At 69.0% G+C, this 17028-nt stretch carries 14 protein-coding genes; 3 read left to right on the plus strand and 11 right to left on the minus strand.

Annotation, left to right across the window (positions count from 1 at the left end; all coding sequences use genetic code 11):
* Positions 1–118: 118 nt before the first annotated feature.
* Positions 119–919, plus strand: coding sequence for a M50 family metallopeptidase (locus JRI60_RS46225; protein ID WP_204222467.1), 801 nt, complete (start codon positions 119–121; stop codon positions 917–919).
* A gap of 12 nt (positions 920–931) precedes the next feature.
* On the opposite strand, the gene JRI60_RS46230 is transcribed toward JRI60_RS46225, so the two are convergent.
* From JRI60_RS46230 to JRI60_RS46275, 10 genes are all read right to left on the minus strand, one after another.
* The gene (locus JRI60_RS46230; protein ID WP_204222468.1) at positions 932–1477 is read right to left on the minus strand and encodes a hypothetical protein; all 546 of its coding nucleotides are present in this window, start codon (positions 1475–1477) and stop codon (positions 932–934) included.
* Positions 1474–2007, minus strand: coding sequence for a restriction endonuclease (locus tag JRI60_RS46235; protein WP_204222469.1), 534 nt, complete (start codon positions 2005–2007; stop codon positions 1474–1476). Before JRI60_RS46235 ends, JRI60_RS46230 begins: the two co-directional genes overlap by 4 nt.
* Before the next feature lie 233 nt (positions 2008–2240).
* The gene (locus JRI60_RS54845) at positions 2241–5816 is read right to left on the minus strand and encodes a M1 family aminopeptidase (protein ID WP_204222470.1); all 3576 of its coding nucleotides are present in this window, start codon (positions 5814–5816) and stop codon (positions 2241–2243) included.
* 13 nt (positions 5817–5829) lie between these two features.
* Positions 5830–6741, minus strand: a complete 912-nt coding sequence (locus JRI60_RS46245; protein WP_204222471.1) for an ABC transporter ATP-binding protein — start codon at positions 6739–6741, stop codon at positions 5830–5832.
* An 84-nt stretch (positions 6742–6825) separates the two neighbouring features.
* Entirely contained in the window at positions 6826–7359 is a 534-nt protein-coding gene (locus JRI60_RS46250; RefSeq protein WP_204222472.1) for a TspO/MBR family protein, read from the minus strand.
* Between the two features lie 134 nt (positions 7360–7493).
* Positions 7494–8252: a ferritin-like domain-containing protein gene (locus tag JRI60_RS46255; protein ID WP_204222473.1), complete on the minus strand. Its 759-nt coding sequence runs from the start codon at positions 8250–8252 to the stop codon at positions 7494–7496.
* A complete protein-coding gene (locus JRI60_RS46260) occupies positions 8252–9448 on the minus strand; it encodes a hypothetical protein (protein ID WP_204222474.1) in 1197 nt (398 codons plus the stop codon). The genes JRI60_RS46255 and JRI60_RS46260 overlap by 1 nt, the downstream gene beginning before the upstream one ends.
* A 254-nt stretch (positions 9449–9702) precedes the next feature.
* A complete protein-coding gene (locus JRI60_RS46265) occupies positions 9703–10770 on the minus strand; it encodes an extensin-like protein (protein WP_204222475.1) in 1068 nt (355 codons plus the stop codon).
* A gap of 29 nt (positions 10771–10799) precedes the next feature.
* A complete protein-coding gene (locus JRI60_RS46270) occupies positions 10800–11759 on the minus strand; it encodes a ParA family protein (protein WP_204222476.1) in 960 nt (319 codons plus the stop codon).
* A gap of 41 nt (positions 11760–11800) precedes the next feature.
* A complete protein-coding gene (locus JRI60_RS46275; RefSeq protein ID WP_204222477.1) occupies positions 11801–13519 on the minus strand; it encodes a HEAT repeat domain-containing protein in 1719 nt (572 codons plus the stop codon).
* A gap of 404 nt (positions 13520–13923) precedes the next feature.
* Between JRI60_RS46275 and JRI60_RS46280 the strand changes: the two genes are divergently transcribed.
* Positions 13924–14409, plus strand: a complete 486-nt coding sequence (locus tag JRI60_RS46280) for a helix-turn-helix domain-containing protein (protein WP_204222478.1) — start codon at positions 13924–13926, stop codon at positions 14407–14409.
* Between the two features lie 247 nt (positions 14410–14656).
* A complete protein-coding gene (locus JRI60_RS46285) occupies positions 14657–15334 on the plus strand; it encodes a helix-turn-helix domain-containing protein (protein ID WP_239470911.1) in 678 nt (225 codons plus the stop codon).
* A gap of 278 nt (positions 15335–15612) precedes the next feature.
* Here JRI60_RS46285 and JRI60_RS46290 read toward each other — a convergent pair whose 3' ends face one another.
* Complete coding sequence (locus JRI60_RS46290) at positions 15613–16983, minus strand: sensor histidine kinase (RefSeq protein WP_204222480.1); 1371 nt, start codon at positions 16981–16983, stop codon at positions 15613–15615.
* Positions 16984–17028: the final 45 nt, after the last annotated feature.

Raw genomic sequence — 17028 nt, forward strand, 5'->3', positions numbered from 1 at the left:
CAACGGGAAAAATAGGATGCCTCGCATGACTTCTCCGGTCAAGCGCGGCTCGCTCCCGCCCCAGGCGGGCGGACCGTCGGTCCTGGAACGAATGCGTCCGTGTTAGCGTCCAACCGGCATGCGTCCCGTCCCCGAGCCGCCGCCGATGACCACCCGCGCCCTGCTGGCGTGCCTGGTGCTCGCCACCGTGGCCAGCCTCTTCCTCTGGCAGACGGTGTGGCTGTACCCCTTCCGGCTGCTCGTCACCCTCATGCACGAGAGCGGGCACGCCCTCACCGCCTGGGCCCTGGGCTCGCACGTGGGCAGCGTCACCATCAGCCCCGCCACGGGTGGGCTCACCTACCACTCCGGCACCGGCTCGCTGTGGAAGGAGCTGCTCATCTCCTCCGGCGGCTACGTGGGCTCCTCCGTGGCCGGTGCGCTGCTCCTGGTGGCGGCCGGCCGCATGCGCAGCGGGCGCGCGCTGTTGTGGGGCCTCGTCGCCTGGATGGTGGCCGTGGCCGTCCTCTGGGTGCCCCTGCTCCCGCCCGACCCCGGCTCCGCCCACGCGCTCGCCACCGGCTCGTCCCGCTCGGATGGGCTCTTCACCCTCGGCTTCATCGCCGGCATGGGCGCCCTGCTCGGCCTGGTGGCCTGGAAGGGGCCCGTCTGGCTGCGCCGCGGGCTCGTGGTGTGGATCGCCGCGCTCTCGTGCCTCATGGCGCTTCAGGACATCAAGGGCCTGCTCGGCTTCGGCCTGGAGGTGGGTGTCTCCGACGCGCACACCATGGCACGGCTCACGTACCTGCCCGCACCCCTCTGGGCCGCGGTGTGGATGCTCGTGTCGCTCGGGGCCATGTGGCTGGGATTGCGCTCCATCCTCCGGCGCCGGCGCCTGCTGGCCTCCCGGAGCCCCATGGCCGGCCTGTCCTTCCGCTAGGCCCGGGGTACTTCAGAAGGGCAGCGAGGCCCGCCCGTCCCGGTGGTCCCGGAAGAACTGCCGCACCTGCTGAACGGCCGGGTGCTCGGACAGGGGACTCACATCCACCCTCTCCAGACGCCGGCACAGCTCCTCGTCGAGGCTCGACCCGTCGAACCCAAGCACTTCCTCCAGGACGCGCCGGGGCTCGCTCTGGCCCCGAGCCAGCTCCTCCCCGGTCGGCTCTCGCCCCAGTATCTGGCGCAGCACGCTCCGATCCGCGAAGAGCAGCACCTCCGTCTGCGGAACCATCAAGACGAACTTCCACAGGTCGGCGCAGGCCACACCAACCAGCAGGTACATGATGGAGCGGTGCGTCTGCCGCAGCTCCTCCTGCTTCGAGTCGGTCATCAGCGCCACGACGGACTTGCGGTTGAGGAGGATGGATCTCGCCAGGGAGACGCTACTGCCCACGTAGTCCGCGTCGAGCACGTGGAGCTCCCGCCCGAACTCCGGCTCGAACAACCTGCGCAACACCAGGGCCATCGCATGACCCCGCACCACCAGGACCGGAATCATCGGAAGTCCTCCGCCTCGAGCTCGTAATCCATCACCGCTTCCTCCACGGCCTTTCGCCACTTGATTCCGAGCGCGGTGCGCATGCCATTCCTCAAGGCGAGGTCCACGTCCCTCGTCCCCCAGAGCAGAACGTTGCGCAACGAGTGCGCGTGCAATTCCTGCCGCGCGGGCAGGGTGAAATCCCTCGCACTGAAGAAAAGACCCACGACCGGAGGCGGTCTCCGATCGACCCGAACCTTGAGCTTCGCTATCGGGCTGAAGTCGACGGGCTCCCGCCAATGCTTGCATTCCAGCAAGCACGAAAGCCCCTCGACGTAGATCGCCCCATCCACCTGCTCCCACTCCCCCCTGAAGGGCCAGATGACCTGCGCTCCCTCGAGCTGGAACGCGCGCAGGATGAGGAACTCGAATGCCCTCCCTGGCGACCAGGGGGACAGATCCTCCCCCTTCTTCACCCGCTCCCACAGGTCAAACAGCCCCGCCCTTCCCATCGACCTCACCCACCCGACGTACTTCTCCTCCCCCTCCATGCCCCACCTCCCGACCCCGCCCTCTCATCGTCAAAGGCTAACCAGCCCCTCTGACACGCTCACTGATCGGGTTGCTCCTCGTTTGTCAGGAGTATCGGAGGGATGACTTGATACGTCAAGTGGCCGGGGGGACCTGATGGGTGATCCGCTTGCATCGGGGTAGACCCTCACCCCAGCCCTCTCCCAGAGGGAGAGGGAGGGGTTGCGGCCTTGCTTCCTTACGGCCTTGCTTCTCAGAGCTTCTCCACCACCACCGTGTTGTCGCTCGGCTTCCGGTCGATCAGCTTGTTGAACGGATCCACTCCCGCCTTCGCCGGACGCTCGCTCACCAACGCCGTGAACTCCACCTCCCCCTTCGTTACCTGCACCTTCTCCAGGTAGAGCGCTCGGCCCTTCTCATCCAGCACCCCCACGTCCATCCAGTCCGCCAGCTTCAGGTCCGACTCCGTCCCCGTGCCGTTCGCCTCCAGCTTGCGCACCTTCGCCGTCACCTTCACCTCGTACTTCCCTCCCTCCACCTCCCTGTACGTCGCCTTCAACGCCCGGTTCTCGTACAGCGTCAGCCGCTCGAAGAAGTCGTGGATGACGTATTGCAGGTGCTCCGGTGTCACCGCCCTCAGCTCGGCGATCAGCTCCAATGAGCTCGTGAACGGCGGCTGCTGGAATCCCACCTTCTTCAGGTACGTGGACAACGCACGGTTCACGTTCTCCTCCCCCACGTAGTCCTGCAGCGCGTACATCACGATGCTGCCCTTCTTGTAGTGCACGTACCCCTGGTTCTCCACGCTCACCAGCGGCATCTCCTGCTTGCGCTCGAAGGTGCGCCCACGCAGGTACTCATCCAGCTCGTAACGCAGGAAACGCCCCATCTTCTCCGCGCCGTACTTCTTCTTCATCACCATCAGCGCCGAGTACTGCGACAGCGTCTCCGACAGCATCGTCGAGCCCTGCACGTTCCCGCCAATCACCTGGTGCGCCCACCACTGGTGCGCCACCTCGTGCGCCGTCACGTAGTACGGATAGTCCACGTCCTCGGGGTCCTCCGGATCCACCTTCGCGATGAAGCCGATGCTCTCCGAGTACGGGATGGTGTTGGGGAAGGACTGCGCGAAGCGCGCGTACCGGGGGAACTCGAGGATGCGCACCTGCCGGTGCTGATACGGCCCGAAGTTCTTCGTGTAGTACTCCAGCGAGTCCTTCACCGCCTGGATCATCCGGTCCACGTTGTACCCGTGGCTCGGATGGTGGAAGACCTCGATGGCCACGTCGTTCCACTTGTCCCGCTTCACCTCGTAGCGCGCCGAGAGGAACGAGTAGAAGTTCAGGATCGGGCTGTCCATCGTGTAGTGGAAGTAGCGGCGGCCGTTCTCCGTCCACTCCTTCTGGAGGTAACCGGGCGCCAGCGCCACCTGGTCCGGCGACGTGCTCACCGTCGCCTCGAACGTCACCCAGTCCGAGTCCGAGGTGATGTACGTGTTGCGTCGCGCCTCCAGGTCACTCGCGTCCGCCATGTGCGGCCGGGGAGCCAATCCCTGCTTCTTGCGCTGCTGATCATCCTGCAGCTCGCGGTCCGCCGAGTACCCGAGCGACGGCAAAACACCACTGTTGAGGAAGGTGCCGTTCTCCACCAGCGACGTCACCGCCCCCGAGTTGCGGAAACCCCGAGGCTCCATTCCCAGCTCGAACTGGAGCTCGGCCGAGGCCCCCGGCGCCAACGGCGTGGGCAGCGTGTACGTGAAGAAGCCCAGCCGCGTGTCCTTCTCGCTCGGCGTCTCCGCTCCCGCCACCGCCAGCCGGTACACCTTCATCTCCGACGGCAGGTTGATGTACACCGTCTTCACCGGCTCGCTCGTCTTGTTGACCAGCCCGAAGGTGCCTCGCGCCCTCATGCGCGGCTCCTCCGGGAACAGGTCCATGTCCACCTTCACCGAGACGATGCGCGGCTGCGCCACCTTCGCCAATGTCTTGTATTGCTTCTCGTAGTCGGCGCTCTCCGCCTGCTCCTCGTGCTCCGTCTTGAAGGTGTTGAGGCGGTTGGTGTTGTGGAAAATGAAAGTCCCAGCCCCCACCGCCGCCACCACCGACAGGGCCATGCCCACCCGCACCGGCAGCGAGGCCCTCGCGCCCGCCAGCCGCAACCGCCAGCGCACATGCGTCTCGGTACCACGCACCCAGAGCAGGTGCGTGACGAGGGCGAGCGCCACCGCGACGAGCGCCCAGTACGCGCGGAACCACACCATCTGCGCCACGAACGGCCCGAAGCCGTTCATGTCCGAGTACGTCTCGGGCGGCGCGGTGCCGTACTTGTAGAGGTTGTGCTGGAAGCCGAACTCCGAGGCGAACTGGCCCGCCAGCAGGTAGAGCACCATGATGAAGTGCCCCACGTACTTGTGGTTGACCAGCACGTGCACGAGCACCGCCAGCACGCACAGCAGCCACAGGTCCATCAACCGGTAGCCGAGGAGGTCCGTGGCGTAGAGGCCGAACTCGAAGTGGGTGTAGCCCTTGAAGAGTTGCACCAGCATCCCGCAGACGAGCACCACCCCGTTGAGCAGCACCTGCACGCCCATGAGCGCCAGCAGCTTGGAGGCGAAGGGCAGCCACCCGGGCACGGGCAGCGAGTCGTAGAGCTGGTTCATGCGCGCGTCCCGCTCGCGCCAGATGAGCTCGCCCGAATAGAAGGTGATGATGATGAAGTGGAAGAGCGCGAAGGTGCCTCCCACCAGCTCCAGCACCATGTACGTCACCGGGTAGACGGCGGTGCCGAACATCACGCCGATGACGCGCGAGGTGCCCAGCACGAAGATGACGCCCGCCAGGACGATCACCAGGAAGTAGACGTTCTTCACCGTCTCCTTCAGGTCCAGCCACGCCAGGCGCGGGAGCATCCGCAGGAAGGTGGCTCCCCGGAAGTCACGCGACACGGAGAGGGTCGAGAGCGGTACCTGCGCGGAAGGGGACTCGGCCGCGGTCTCCGCCGAGCGGCCTCCCGCCAGCGCGTGGGTCCGCTGGAAGCGCACGAGCGTGTAGCCGAGCACGGCGGCGCCCACCGAGACCCAGAGCAGGCGGTTGGCGAGGAACCAGCCCTCGAGCGGCACCACGCGCGTGTTCTTCTCCGCCACCGTCCAGTACTCCGTCAGCAGGCGAATCGCGTTCATGCCGAACGGGTCCACCAGCGCGGCCACCCACTTCGTGTCGAGCTCCCGGAGCAGGCTGCTGCCAATCAGGTAGCCCACGAGCAGCACCACGCTGGCCACGTAGACGGGGAGGATGCGGCGGGTGAGCGCGGCCATCCCGAAGAAGAGCGCACCGGTGAAGAAGAGGTTCGGCAGGATGCTGAGGAGGTAGGGCCGCAGGTAGGAGCCCGACACCGTGGGGCCGATCAGGCTCTGGTCCAGCCAGGGCATGGTGGCGCCGAACCTCGCCCCCAGGCCGATGCTCGAGAAGATGAGCAGCAGCGTGAGCAGCGACCCCAGGAAGCGCCCGAGCAGGTACTGCGCCCGCGAGATGGGCGCCGTGAAGAAGAGCGGGTGCGTCCCGTTGGCGAAGTCCTGGTACACCGCCTGCCCCATCACTCCACCGGTGATGATGACTCCGGCGAAGCCGAGCAGGGTGAGCAGCGAGTTCAACGAGAAGGGCGAGTTGGCGAGCACCTTGCTGCCTCCCGCCGCGCCGAACATCACGGTCTTGAAGGCGCCTCCCGCCGCGTTCATCGCGAGGCAGGCGAGCACGAAGAAGATGCCGAAGTAGACCCAGGTGGACAGCATCTTGAGCCGCCGTCGCAGCTCGAAGAGGGCGATCGTGAGCATGTGCGGTGGTTCCTCAGCCCACGGCCGTGCGAGGGGCGGAAGCGGCGTCCTGCGCCAGGTGGCCCTTGATGGTGGCGAAGTAGGCGTCCTCCAGGTCCGGCACCGCCGGTGAGAAGGAGCCGTCCGGGGCACTCTCGCTGTACACGTGGACGAGCGTGCGGCCCATCAGCAGCCGGTGGGAGATGACGGGCAGCGCGGACTGCAAGCCCGCCAGCTCCGCCTTGTCCACGAACTTCTTCCAGATGCGGCCCTCCAGCCGGGCGATGATGTCCTCGGGCGCGCCGGTGAGCAGCACCCGGCCCCCGTTGAGCACCGCCATCTGCGGGCACAGGTCCCGCACGTCCGAGACGATGTGCGTGGAGAGGATGACGATGACGTCCTGCCCGATTTCACTCAGCAGGTTGTGGAAGCGTACGCGCTCCTCCGGGTCCAGGCCCGCGGTGGGCTCGTCCACGATGAGCAGCTTGGGGTTGCCCAGCAGCGCCTGCGCGATGCCGAAGCGCTGGCGCATGCCTCCGGAGAAGCCTCCCAGCTGCTTGCGGCGCGCGTGGTGCAGGTTCGTCTGGTGCAGCAGCGCGTCCACCACCTTCTTGCGCTCGAAGGGATTGGAGATGCCCTTGAGCGTCGCCAGGTGGTTGAGCAGCTCCTCCGCCGTCACCTTCGGATAGAGGCCGAAGTCCTGGGGCAGGTAGCCGAGCACCCGGCGCACCGCGTCCTTGTCCTTCAGCATGTCGATGTCGCCGAGCAAGGCGCTCCCGCTGTCCGCCTCCTGGAGGGTGGCCAGCGTGCGCATCAGCGTGGACTTGCCCGCGCCGTTGGGCCCGAGCAGCCCGAACATGCCGGGCTTGATGGTGAGCGTGACGTCCTGCAGCGCCTGGGTGCCGTTCGGGTAGCGCTTGGACAGGTTCTGGATGCGGAGCTCCATTGAGCCCTCCGAAAAGTGAGGAGGGCATCATGGAAGGTCACGCCGCGCTCCGTCCACTGCGCGACACACCAGTCCCCAGGGACCTCAGGGGTTGAGGCGGACGATCTCCTCGTTGAGCGCGCTGGCGAAGCCCACCCAGGCCAGGTAGGGCGCCATCATCCACGCCGCACCCCGGTCCACCTCGCGCGCCGTCGCGGTGTACGCGGCGAGGCTCACTCCCAGTGCGGCGATGTCCGCCAGGGCCGCCCTCTGGCGGTGCTTGCCGAAGAAGAGCGGCGACCAGAGCGCGTTGAAGCCGAGCTGCACCCCCCAGAGCATGAGCGCCCAGGAGCGCTTGCGGCCCGCCGGCCCGTTCCACACCCTCCACGCCGAGAAGGACATCAGCCCGTACAGCGCCGTCCACACCGGCCCGAAAACCCACGAGGGTGGTTGGAAGGACGGTTTGCGCAACCGGCGATACCAGAGCTGCGAGCTGCTCGAGGCTCGCGCTCCCAGCACCGCCGCACCCGTGGTGAGCACTCCGAAGGCTCCCAGGGCAGCAAGTGATTCCGTGCGCAGGGAGGGGTTCTTCAGGGTCGTGAGGGATGGACTGTTCGGGTCGTACTGCTCCTGCTTCATCTCCGCCTCCAGGCGTGTTCGGACTGGAACCGGCTCCGGAGGAAGTCGCCTTCCTCCTGGAGCCGAGCTGATCTTTTCCTCGAGGGAAGACCCTCACCCCAGCCCTCTCCCAGAGGGAGAGGGGGCGACGACGGCTAGACCGGGGCTCCCGCGGCTTCCTCACCGACTCTCGCCTCCAGCCGCGTCCCCGCCGCCAGCCAGTTGCGCACCAGCGCCAGGTGCTCCTGCTCCACGTCCAGCGCCCGCTGGAAGTCGTCCGCCAGGTCGTTGTGCCCCAGCTCTCGCGCCAGCTGGATGAGCAGCTCCCAGCTCGCGTTGTCCACCAGCTCCGCCGTCAGCAGCCCCTCCAGCGACTGCAGCAGATTGACGCGCGGATCCACCAGCACCTTGGGCACTCCTTCCGACAGGTTCGCCTGCAGGTCCGCCGCGGGCGTGAGCGCCGTGGGGTCTCCTCCCAGCTTCTCGATGGACCGCTTCACCAGCGCGAAGTGCGACAGCTCATCCAGGCGGATCTTCTCCAGCTGCTCCCGCGAGGGCCCTCCCTCCCACGTGCCGAACACGTCCAGCTTGGACAGGGCCGCCTCGTAGATCCGCACCCCCGTGCGCTCGAAGCCGGCACGCTGGCCCAGCTTGTCCATGAAGACCGTGGACCGGCCACCCTTCAGCATGTCCACCGCCGTCTTGGCCATCCCCTTCAGGCTCGCCGGAGGCGGCACGGAGCCCAATCCCGCCTGCTCCCGCGCGAACTCCTCGCGCACCTTCCAGATGCCACTGGCATCTCCCGGGCTGCTCGGCTGCGCCTTCTCGGCGCCCTCGATGGCCTTCTTGCTGTGCACCGGAGAGGTCTTGATACCCGTCCGGTTCATCCCCATCTCGCTCGCTTTGCGCTCCATTACTGGATCCTCCCGTCGGCCAACGTGGGCACACGCTCGGCCTCATCGGACAGCTCGGTGCCCGGACGCCAGTGGTAGCCCGCGGCGGCGATCTCCGTCGGCGAGCCCTCCGAATTGAGCTGCTGGCGGTAGCGCAGCGTCCGCTCGGACTCCTCGGAGCGCGGCACGAACTCGGTGCCCTTGGCGCTCAGACCCACCTCGGCGCGCAGCACCTGGCGCACGAACTCGCGGTGGCTGTCGTACCGGATGGGCTCCGGCAGCTCCCTGGGCAGCACCTCCGCCGGATCCCTCCCCTCCAACCGCTGGAAGAGCTCCATCACGTAGTGCAGGTGCCCCAGCTCGTAGTCCACGAACCGCTGCCACACTTCCTTGATGCGCGGGTTCGACTCGTAGTGCAGGCAGCTGTAGTAGTTGTAGACCTCGACGGCCTCGTGCAGCAGCCACTTCTCCAGCCACGACTCGTCCGGATCGCTCAGCGACTCGTACTGCGTGACGTGCTGCTCCTCGATGGAGGCGATCTCCGCGTAGAGCTGGCGCGCCACCGGGTCGGTGAACATGGGCCCGATCGTCATGTAGAAGTCGTGCGTCTGGTGCTCGGCCCCGGTGATGGTGATGGCGTGGATCTTCGAGAGCGGATCGGCCGTGCGCCTGTCATAGGGCCGCCGCACGTCGTCCAGCGGGTGGCGGTGCTCGATGGAGGTGGGCCGCCCGGGGATGATGTCCGAGTAGCTCTGGACGAGGTAGTTCGGATCCTTCCCCTCCAACCGGTCGTACAACGCCGAGTAGCGGTACAGGTGGTCGAAGTCCTCCAGCATGCCGAAGCGGTACGCCTGGGCGAGGTAGGGATCCGGCTCGTGCTGGGCCACGCTCGCCGTCACCTCGATGGCCACCTGCTCGAAGCCGATGGTGGTCTCCAGGGGAGACTGGTCCGGCGGATTCATCCAGTTGACCAGCGTCTGCTGGTGCTGCTCCACACGGCGGATGATGGCAAGTGGCTCGCGCAGCTGCCGGTTCATTCGCGCGCAGGCGTGGCTGAAGCGCAGCGCTTCCGATTCGATGCCGTTCATCAGGATGACGCGCACCCGCGTGAAGGCGTCGTCGTCCAGCTTGCTGTAGGTGCGCCGCGTGAGATCCTTCCAGGTGAAGACCTGACGATCCAGCGAGACACCCTTCTCCTTGAAGAGGTCCAGGGCCACGTAAGACTCCTTTATGTGTCGCTCGGGGAGCACGGCCGGCCGGAAGGACTCCAGGCCCCCCGGGTTCGCCGGTAAAGCTCAGACGCACATCCAGGGACGGCAACGCGGCCCACCGTCTCCGCCCGGAAGGCGGTGAGGATGGCGTTGGCTCGGCTGCCCGGACGCTGCACGAACCACCAGACACGACGAAGCCCGCCAGGTCTCATGGACCCAGGCGGGCTTTCAAGGGCACGGCGGGAGGGAGTCGCGAGAGGTCAGCGCACCACTGCGTGGCTGAGGGCGCGGTGCACGGCCTCGAGCGCCTTACGGGCCTCGAGCAGCTCGGCGCGCTCGGCGGTGAGCGAGGCCACCTGCTGGGCCAGCACGTCCCGCTCGCCCTGGAGCGCGTCCACCGCGCGGCGCAGCGCCGAGGCATCGTCCTTGGCCACCTCCAGCTCGCCGGCGAGCCGCTCCTCCTCGGAGAGGCTGTCGGCCAGGGCCTTCTTGGCCTCGGCGACGGCGGCCTCCAGCGTCATGCGCTCCTGGGCCGCGGCCTGCATGGCCTGACGCGCCTCCTGCAACGACAGCAGGGCCTCGTCACGCTCGCCCTCCAGCGCCGCCAGCTCGCGCTCGAGGTCGGCCAGCAGCTTCACCCGGCCTTCCATGTCGGTGGCCAGCCGGCGCGCCTCGTCCATGCGCAGGCGGGCCTCCTCGGTGGCCTTCTCCGCCTGGCGGCGCGACACCTCCAGCTCCTGCGTGAGCGAGAGGTTGAGCGCCTTCACCTTGGTGAGCTCCGCCTGCAGCGCGGAGATGCGCTCCACCGCGCGCAGGCCCGCCTCGGCCACGCTGGCCGGCAGGGGCTCCGGACGCGGGTTCTCCCGCACCGCCTTGAGGCGCTCCTTCAGCCGCTCGCGGCGGGCGTGGGAGTCCAGCTCCTCGCGGGGCGGGGCTGGCGTCTGCACCTCCACCTCGTGCTCGGGTGGCTCCGCATGGGCCACCGGAGCGGCCACCTCCACCGCCTGATGGGGCGCCTGGACCGAGGGCGCGCGCAGCGCGGCGTCCAGGGCCTCGGAGGCGGTGGGGCGCGGCGCGCGAGCGCGCTCGATGCGGGCACGCACCTCGGTGGACAGGTCGTTGGCGGGAGCCGGGGGCGGCGGCTCGGGAGCGCGCGCCTGCTCCGGCTCCATGGCCTGCTCCGGAGCCTGGTCCTGCTCGGGCGCCTGCACCTGCGCCTCGGGCTCCTGCGCCTCGTCGGGCGCGGCGGGGTCGACAACACCAGTGAACGCCCCCAGGCGGAGGCGCGGCTTGGCGCGGGACACGTTCTGTTCGAAGGCCTTCTTCATGGACGGGCTCGAGAGCGGAAAGGTGGACGTCAACCGGCCTGCTGCGCACCGGTATCGCTACCGGGAGCCGCGTTCGCTCGCAAGCGCGGAAGTACGTTCTGGATGAGGGCCTCGATGTCGGTGGCCCCCTTGGAGGACGGGTCCGCCACGAAGACGGGCCGGCCCTCGCTCGAGGCCTGCGCGAACTTCGTGCACTGCCGGATGATCGTCGGCAGCAGGTACTCCGGGTAGTGCGTCTGCAGCGCCTCCAGCGCCTCCTTGGCCAGCTTGAAGGTGGCGTTGAAGGAGTTCACCACGATGAACACGTGGTCCAGCACGTGGTTGAGGTCCTCCTCCAGGCTCTGCACCGTCTCGAAGAGCAGCTTGAGGCCGTGGAAGGAGAGGAAGTCGGCCAGCACCGGAACGAACAGGTCGTTGGCCGCCATCAGCGCGTTGAGGTTGAGCAGCCCGAAGGACGGCGGCGCGTCGAAGACGATGACGTCGTACTGGGCCTCCACTTCCTTGAGGGCGTTGCGCAGCTTGAACTCGCGTCCCGCCATGGGCATCAGCGCCAGGTCCACCGTGGACATGGTGAGATTGGAGGGGACGAAGTGCAGGTTGGGCAGGGAGGACTTCTGGATGACCTCCGACATGGGTGACTTGCGCACCAGCACGTTGAGGAGCGTCTTGTCGAAGTCCTCGCCCTCGAAGCCCAGGCACTTGGTGGCGTGGCCCTGGCTGTCGAGGTCGACGATGAGGACGGTGTGGCCCAGCTCCGCCAGGCGCCAGGCATAGGAGGTGGACAGGGACGTCTTGCCCGTACCGCCCTTGAAGTTGAGGAAGAGCTGCTTGCGCCGGCCGAGCGGCGGCGGGTACGCGCCGAGCTGCGCCCGCAGCGCCCACACCTCCGTGCCGGTGTAGCTGTCCTGCTTCAGCACCGAGGCGATGGATTTCTGCGGCAGGCCGAGCATCTCGGCGACCTGCTTGGTGCTGTAAGTCGGCGCATCCATGGAGAACCCTTCGTCGAACCCTTAAGGGCGCATACCTTGCCTCAAGCGGCGAAGTATTTGTGACCTCGCCGTACGATCGCTCCCCTGGCCACCAGCAAGGCGAGCGCTTCCTCGGCCACCTCCGCGGACGCGGAGATACCCGACGCCAGCTCCCCGAGCGAGCGGCCCCGGATGGCCGCGCGAATCTCCGACATCAAGGGACCGCACAGGGCCTCCACGGGAGAGGCCGCCGGGCGGATGGCGGCACGCGACGCGGGCTGGGCCACCGCCTGCCTGGGCGCCGCGGGAGTGGCGGCCGTGCGGACGGCCTGGGCCGCGCTCCGCACCGGTGCGGCGGTGGGCACCGGCGCGCGGTGGCTCGGAGACGGAGCGGGCTCGGGGCGCGCGGCCGGGGCCGGAGCGGGCGGGGCCACGGGGACCGGCGCGCGGGCGGCCGCCACGGGAGCCGGGGCGGGGGCCGGAGCGGGCTCGGGGGCGCGCACGGGCGGCGGAGCCTTCGGGACGAGCGAGGCGCGCACCGGCTGCACGGGGAGCCCGGCGAGCCGGCGGATCTCCCGGCGGCGCCGGCCCTCGTCCATGTCCACCACGGCGGAGACATCCTGGCCGAGGATGCGCGAGAGGCTCTGCGCGGCGGCGCGGCGCACGCGCACCTCGGAGTCCTTGAGCGCCTCCAGCAACATCGACCGGGCGGACTCCCCGCTGCCGGCCCCGAGTGCCAGGGCGGCGAGGCTGCGCACCTCGGCGTCCGGGTCGTGGATGGCCTCCTCGCCGAGACGCCGGGCGCCCTCCCCCTCCAGCCCGAGCGCCAGCAGCGAGGCACGCCGGCGCACGGAGCGATCCGGATCCTTCACGGCCTGGGCGAGGTGCGGCGCGGCCTCCAGCGGAGACAGGGAGAGCAGCGCCTTGAGGGCGGCGATGCGCACCTCGGGGACGGAGGAGGCCAGCAGGGGCGACACCACCGAGGCCCCCTGCTCCTTGCCCACCTCGGAGAAGGCGGCCAGCAGGGCCACCTGGACGGTGGGGTCCGTCTCCGCGTGCAGCGCGGTGGCGAGCGCGGGCGCCGCGGCCGGCTGGCCCAGGGCCTTGAGGCGCTCGGCGGCTCGCACGCGCGAGGTCGCATCCGGCGCCGACAGCTCGCGCACGGAGAAACCGAAGAGGGTCTCGTCACTGCCACCGCCGAGCTCCGCCATCTGCCCGGGGCTCACCGCCAGCCGTCCCTCCAGCATGAGGCGCTGAGCGTGCTGCACCACCGGCGAGACATTCGCCCCGGCCGCGGACGCCCCCACCACCGCGAGCGCGGGGGCCTGCTCCGCCTCGGCCTGCGAGGGCCAGGGGAACTGGGGCGCGGCCACCACCGGGCGGCCGAGCGCCTCGCTGCGCAGCTGCGAGATGAACGAGGCCAGGTCGATGCCCAGGTCGTCCTCCTCGTCCTCGTCGCGCTCGCGCCGGTCCGAGGTGCGGATGCGGCTGGCCTCCAGCAGCTTGCCGAGCAGCTGGCTGCGCTCGGTGCGCAGGGCCTGGTTCAGGCGCGTGAGCTCCTCGCGCTCGGCGCTCATGCGGCCCACCCGCACCTCCAGCTCCGCCACCTCGCGTCGCAGGGCCAGCTCGCGCTGTTCCGAGTGGGTCAGCTCGCGCCGCAGGTGCTCCAGCTCCTCGCGCGTGGACGTCAGCTCGTGGTGCAGCTGCTCGGCACGGGCCTCGAAGTAGACGATCTTTTCGAGTGCGCTCTTGAGCAGCGCGTCCGGACGCTCGTCGCTCACGGCCTGATCAGCCCTCTCCAAAACCCGCGGCACACCGGGAGCCCCGCGCCTGGGAACGCAGGGGACTCCGGTACCCGGGAACCTCCGGGAGGGCGCCACCATATGTCAGACCGTCGTGAGAGGTAAACCCCTGAAATGGTTGGGACTTTTCCGTCTCGGCCCACCTGGGGGATTGACAATCGCGCCGGGGCCGATTTCTCGGGCCTCCGGGCGCTCGCGGCCTCGCGGCGAGAGGCGGAGCGGGCGCCCGCCTCCTTGGAATGGATGACATTGCGGGTCCGGACACGGGACGCGCGAGGTTCCTCCTCGCAACCGACTTCAAAAGTTATCCGCTGACACATGACTCAATAAGTCATATAACCTCATGAGTCAGGACGTGAGTCAGGACGGAGCCAAGAGGAAACATGGCGTCGAAGACTACTTTTCCAGTCCCCCCCGAGCAGTCGTCCTCCACCTCCCGGCGCGCCACGCGGGGCAAGGAGGCAGTCCCCCAGGCCGGCGCGCCCCGGGGAAGGAGAGAAGCCAAGCAGAAGCTGGCCAAGGCCCTGGGAGATTCGGCCCGAGAGGCCCGGCAGCGCGCGGGGCTGACCCAGGCGGACGTGGCCGAGCGCATCGGCGTGGCCACCGAGGTCTACGGCCGGTTGGAACGCGGGCTGCTGATGCCCAGCGTCCCCACCCTGCGGCGGCTGTGTCTCGCCCTGCACCTGCCCGCGGATGCGCTGCTGGCGCTCGACTCCCCCCAGACGCCCGCCTGGGCCGAGGTGCCCATCCCACCGCCGGTGCAGGAGGGGCCCCAGATGCGGCGGTTGATGCGGCACGTCCGCAAGCTCAATCCCACCCAGCTCCGGGCCCTGTCCCTGGTGGCCGCCACGCTGCGCCGCGAGGACTGAGCCCGGTCCAAGGGAGGTCACCCGTCCGAGCACCTGGATCGGTCGCCTGGTGGACCTCCCTCCATCCCACATGGGTGGCGCGGCTCGTCAGGCGCTATGCTGCCGCACCGTGCGCCCCGCAGCAGGACTCGACGACTACCTCCGAGAACCCATCGGTCACTACCTCGCGGGGGAGAACTTCCTCCATTGGTATGCATCGCCCGAGCTGTGCGGGTTCACCCTGTGGGGAAGGCCGGGGGAGACGCAGATCCAACGGCTCACCCAGGTGCTGGACGTGGAGCTGGCCCCGGCGCTCCCCCATGTGTCGCTGGTGGACACGCGCCGGGTGGAGGCCCCGGACGCCAACGGCCTGTCCGTGCTGGTGAAGTACATGGTGCCGCGCATCAACGGCTTCTCCCAGACGGTGAAGCGTCAGGCCCTGCTGCGCCCCGAGGGCATGACGGGCGCGGTGGTGGGCGGCTTCTACAGCCTCGTCAGCTCCGGCTACCCCACCCGCGCCTTCGCCGAGCCCCTCGAGGCACTCGCCTGGCTGGGCCGTCCCCTGGACGAGGCCCAGTCGCTGATGAACGAGCTGAACGACCTGGTGATGCAGGTCATGGGACAGTCCCCGGTGCTCGGCGAGCTGCACCGGGTGCTGCGCAACCGGCTGGTGGGCGCCAACCTCGCGGAGATCGCCCGCGAGCTGGGCATGTCCGAGCGCACCCTCCAGCGGCGCCTGCGCGAGGCCGGCACTTCCTTCCAGACCGAGCTCAACACCGTGCAGGTGCGCACCGCGCAGTCGCTCCTGCTGGGGAGCGACGCCAAGCTCACCGCGGTGGCCGTGGAGGTGGGGTGCGCGTCGCTCCAGCACTTCAGCAGCCTGTTCCGCAAGATGACGGGGGAGTCCCCCAGTTCCTGGCGGGCCCGGCACCGCAACACGCTCTAGTGGAGTGTCCACGAAGTCCTTGGACAGAGTCCGAGGGCCCGTGGATGTCCCCTCTCCCTCTGGGAGAGGGCTAGGGTGAGGGTCTTCCCCCTGGAGCGCATGCCCCCATGGGAGCTCACAGAGGACAGCGAGGGGGCAGTTGCGTGCCGCGATGCAAGCCCGGTGAGGAACACGAGGGTGACGACCCTCACCCCCGCCCTCTCCCAGAGGGAGAGGGAGCATGCGCAACACGACTCTGTCCACGAACTTCGTGGACACTCCACCAGCCGCCCGTGCCCTCAGGCCGCCGCCGAGGTGAGCGCCGGCACTGCGGGCAGCACCAGGACCAGGCGGGCGCCACCCTCGGCGCGGTTCTCCGCCACCAGGGAGCCCCCCACCCGCGACACGTACTCGCGGCACAGGGCCAGCCCCAGCCCCGTCCCATCCCCCGGTGGCCTGGTGGTGAAGAAGGGCTCGAAGATTCGCTGCAGCAGCTCCGGGGCAATGCCCGGGCCATTGTCCTCCACCTCCAACCGCACCCCACCCTCCACCCGCCATGCCTTCATCAGGATGTGGGCCCGGCGCGCGGGCACCGCCGTCTCCACCGCGTCCGCCGCGTTCAGCAGCAGGTTCACCAGCACCTGCACCAGCTGCCGCTGCCCCAGCCGCACCGCCGGCAGTCCCGGTGGAATCTCCAGCGACACCTCACCCAGGCCGCGCAGGCGCACCGAGGCCAGCCGCTGGGCCTCGTGCATGGCCGCCTCCGGCCGGCCCTCCGCCTCGCCCCCATCCCCCTCGCGCGAGAAGCGCCGCAGGTCCTTCACGATCTGCTGGATGCGCATCACGCCCTCCTGCGTCTCGGCGAGCACGTCGCGCAGCTCCGCGCGGTCCAGCGGCCCGTCCTCGCGCAGCACCTCCTGCTGGATGAAGCACAGGTTGGACTTCACGAAGGCCAGCGGGTTGTTCACCTCGTGGGCCACCCCGGAGGCCAGCTGCCCCACCACCACCAGGCGCTCCACCTCGGCGCGCTCCACCTCGGCGCGTCTGCGCAGCCGCTCGCTCTCCGCGAGCTGCTCCAGGGCCGCCAGCATCTCCCGCTGCGCCAACAGCATCTCCCGCTGCGCCACCACCATCTCCTGCTGCGCCGCCTTCTCCGCCTCCCGCATGCGCCGGTACGTCCGCGCCCCGTAGGCGGCCATCACTCCGAGCAGGGAGAAGCCCCACAGCTGCACCAGCATCACCCGCGGCGACATGCCGGACAGCACGTCCAGCACGGCCACCGCCCCCAGCGTCGCCACGCTCGCCAGCCACGTGGGCCCCCGGCTGTTCGGGCTGAACATGGCGGTGAACAGGGGCAGCGTGCACAGCATCGGGAAGTAGATGCTCGAGGGCCCCCCGGTGAGGTGCAGGTACACCGTCACCACCACCAGGCTGACGGACGCGCCCCACACGGCCGACCACCGCACGGGAATCCATCCCGCCCCCACCGCCAGGCCGATGCAGACGAAGCTCGCGCTCCACGCGACGTTGAGCAGCGCGAGCGCCGGCACGAAGGTCCCCAGCTGCACCCAATGCAGGGAGACGCCCCCGAGGAAGACGGCCGCGCAGACGAAGTAGCTCTTCCTCTTCACCCGACGCAGGGCCTGCAGCTCGGAGGGGTCATCGGTCATTTCGGAGGCCGACTGTAACATCCCGGACAACCCGGAGACGCGGAG

This window comes from Archangium violaceum (genome assembly GCF_016887565.1).
Classification (GTDB): domain Bacteria; phylum Myxococcota; class Myxococcia; order Myxococcales; family Myxococcaceae; genus Archangium; species Archangium violaceum_B.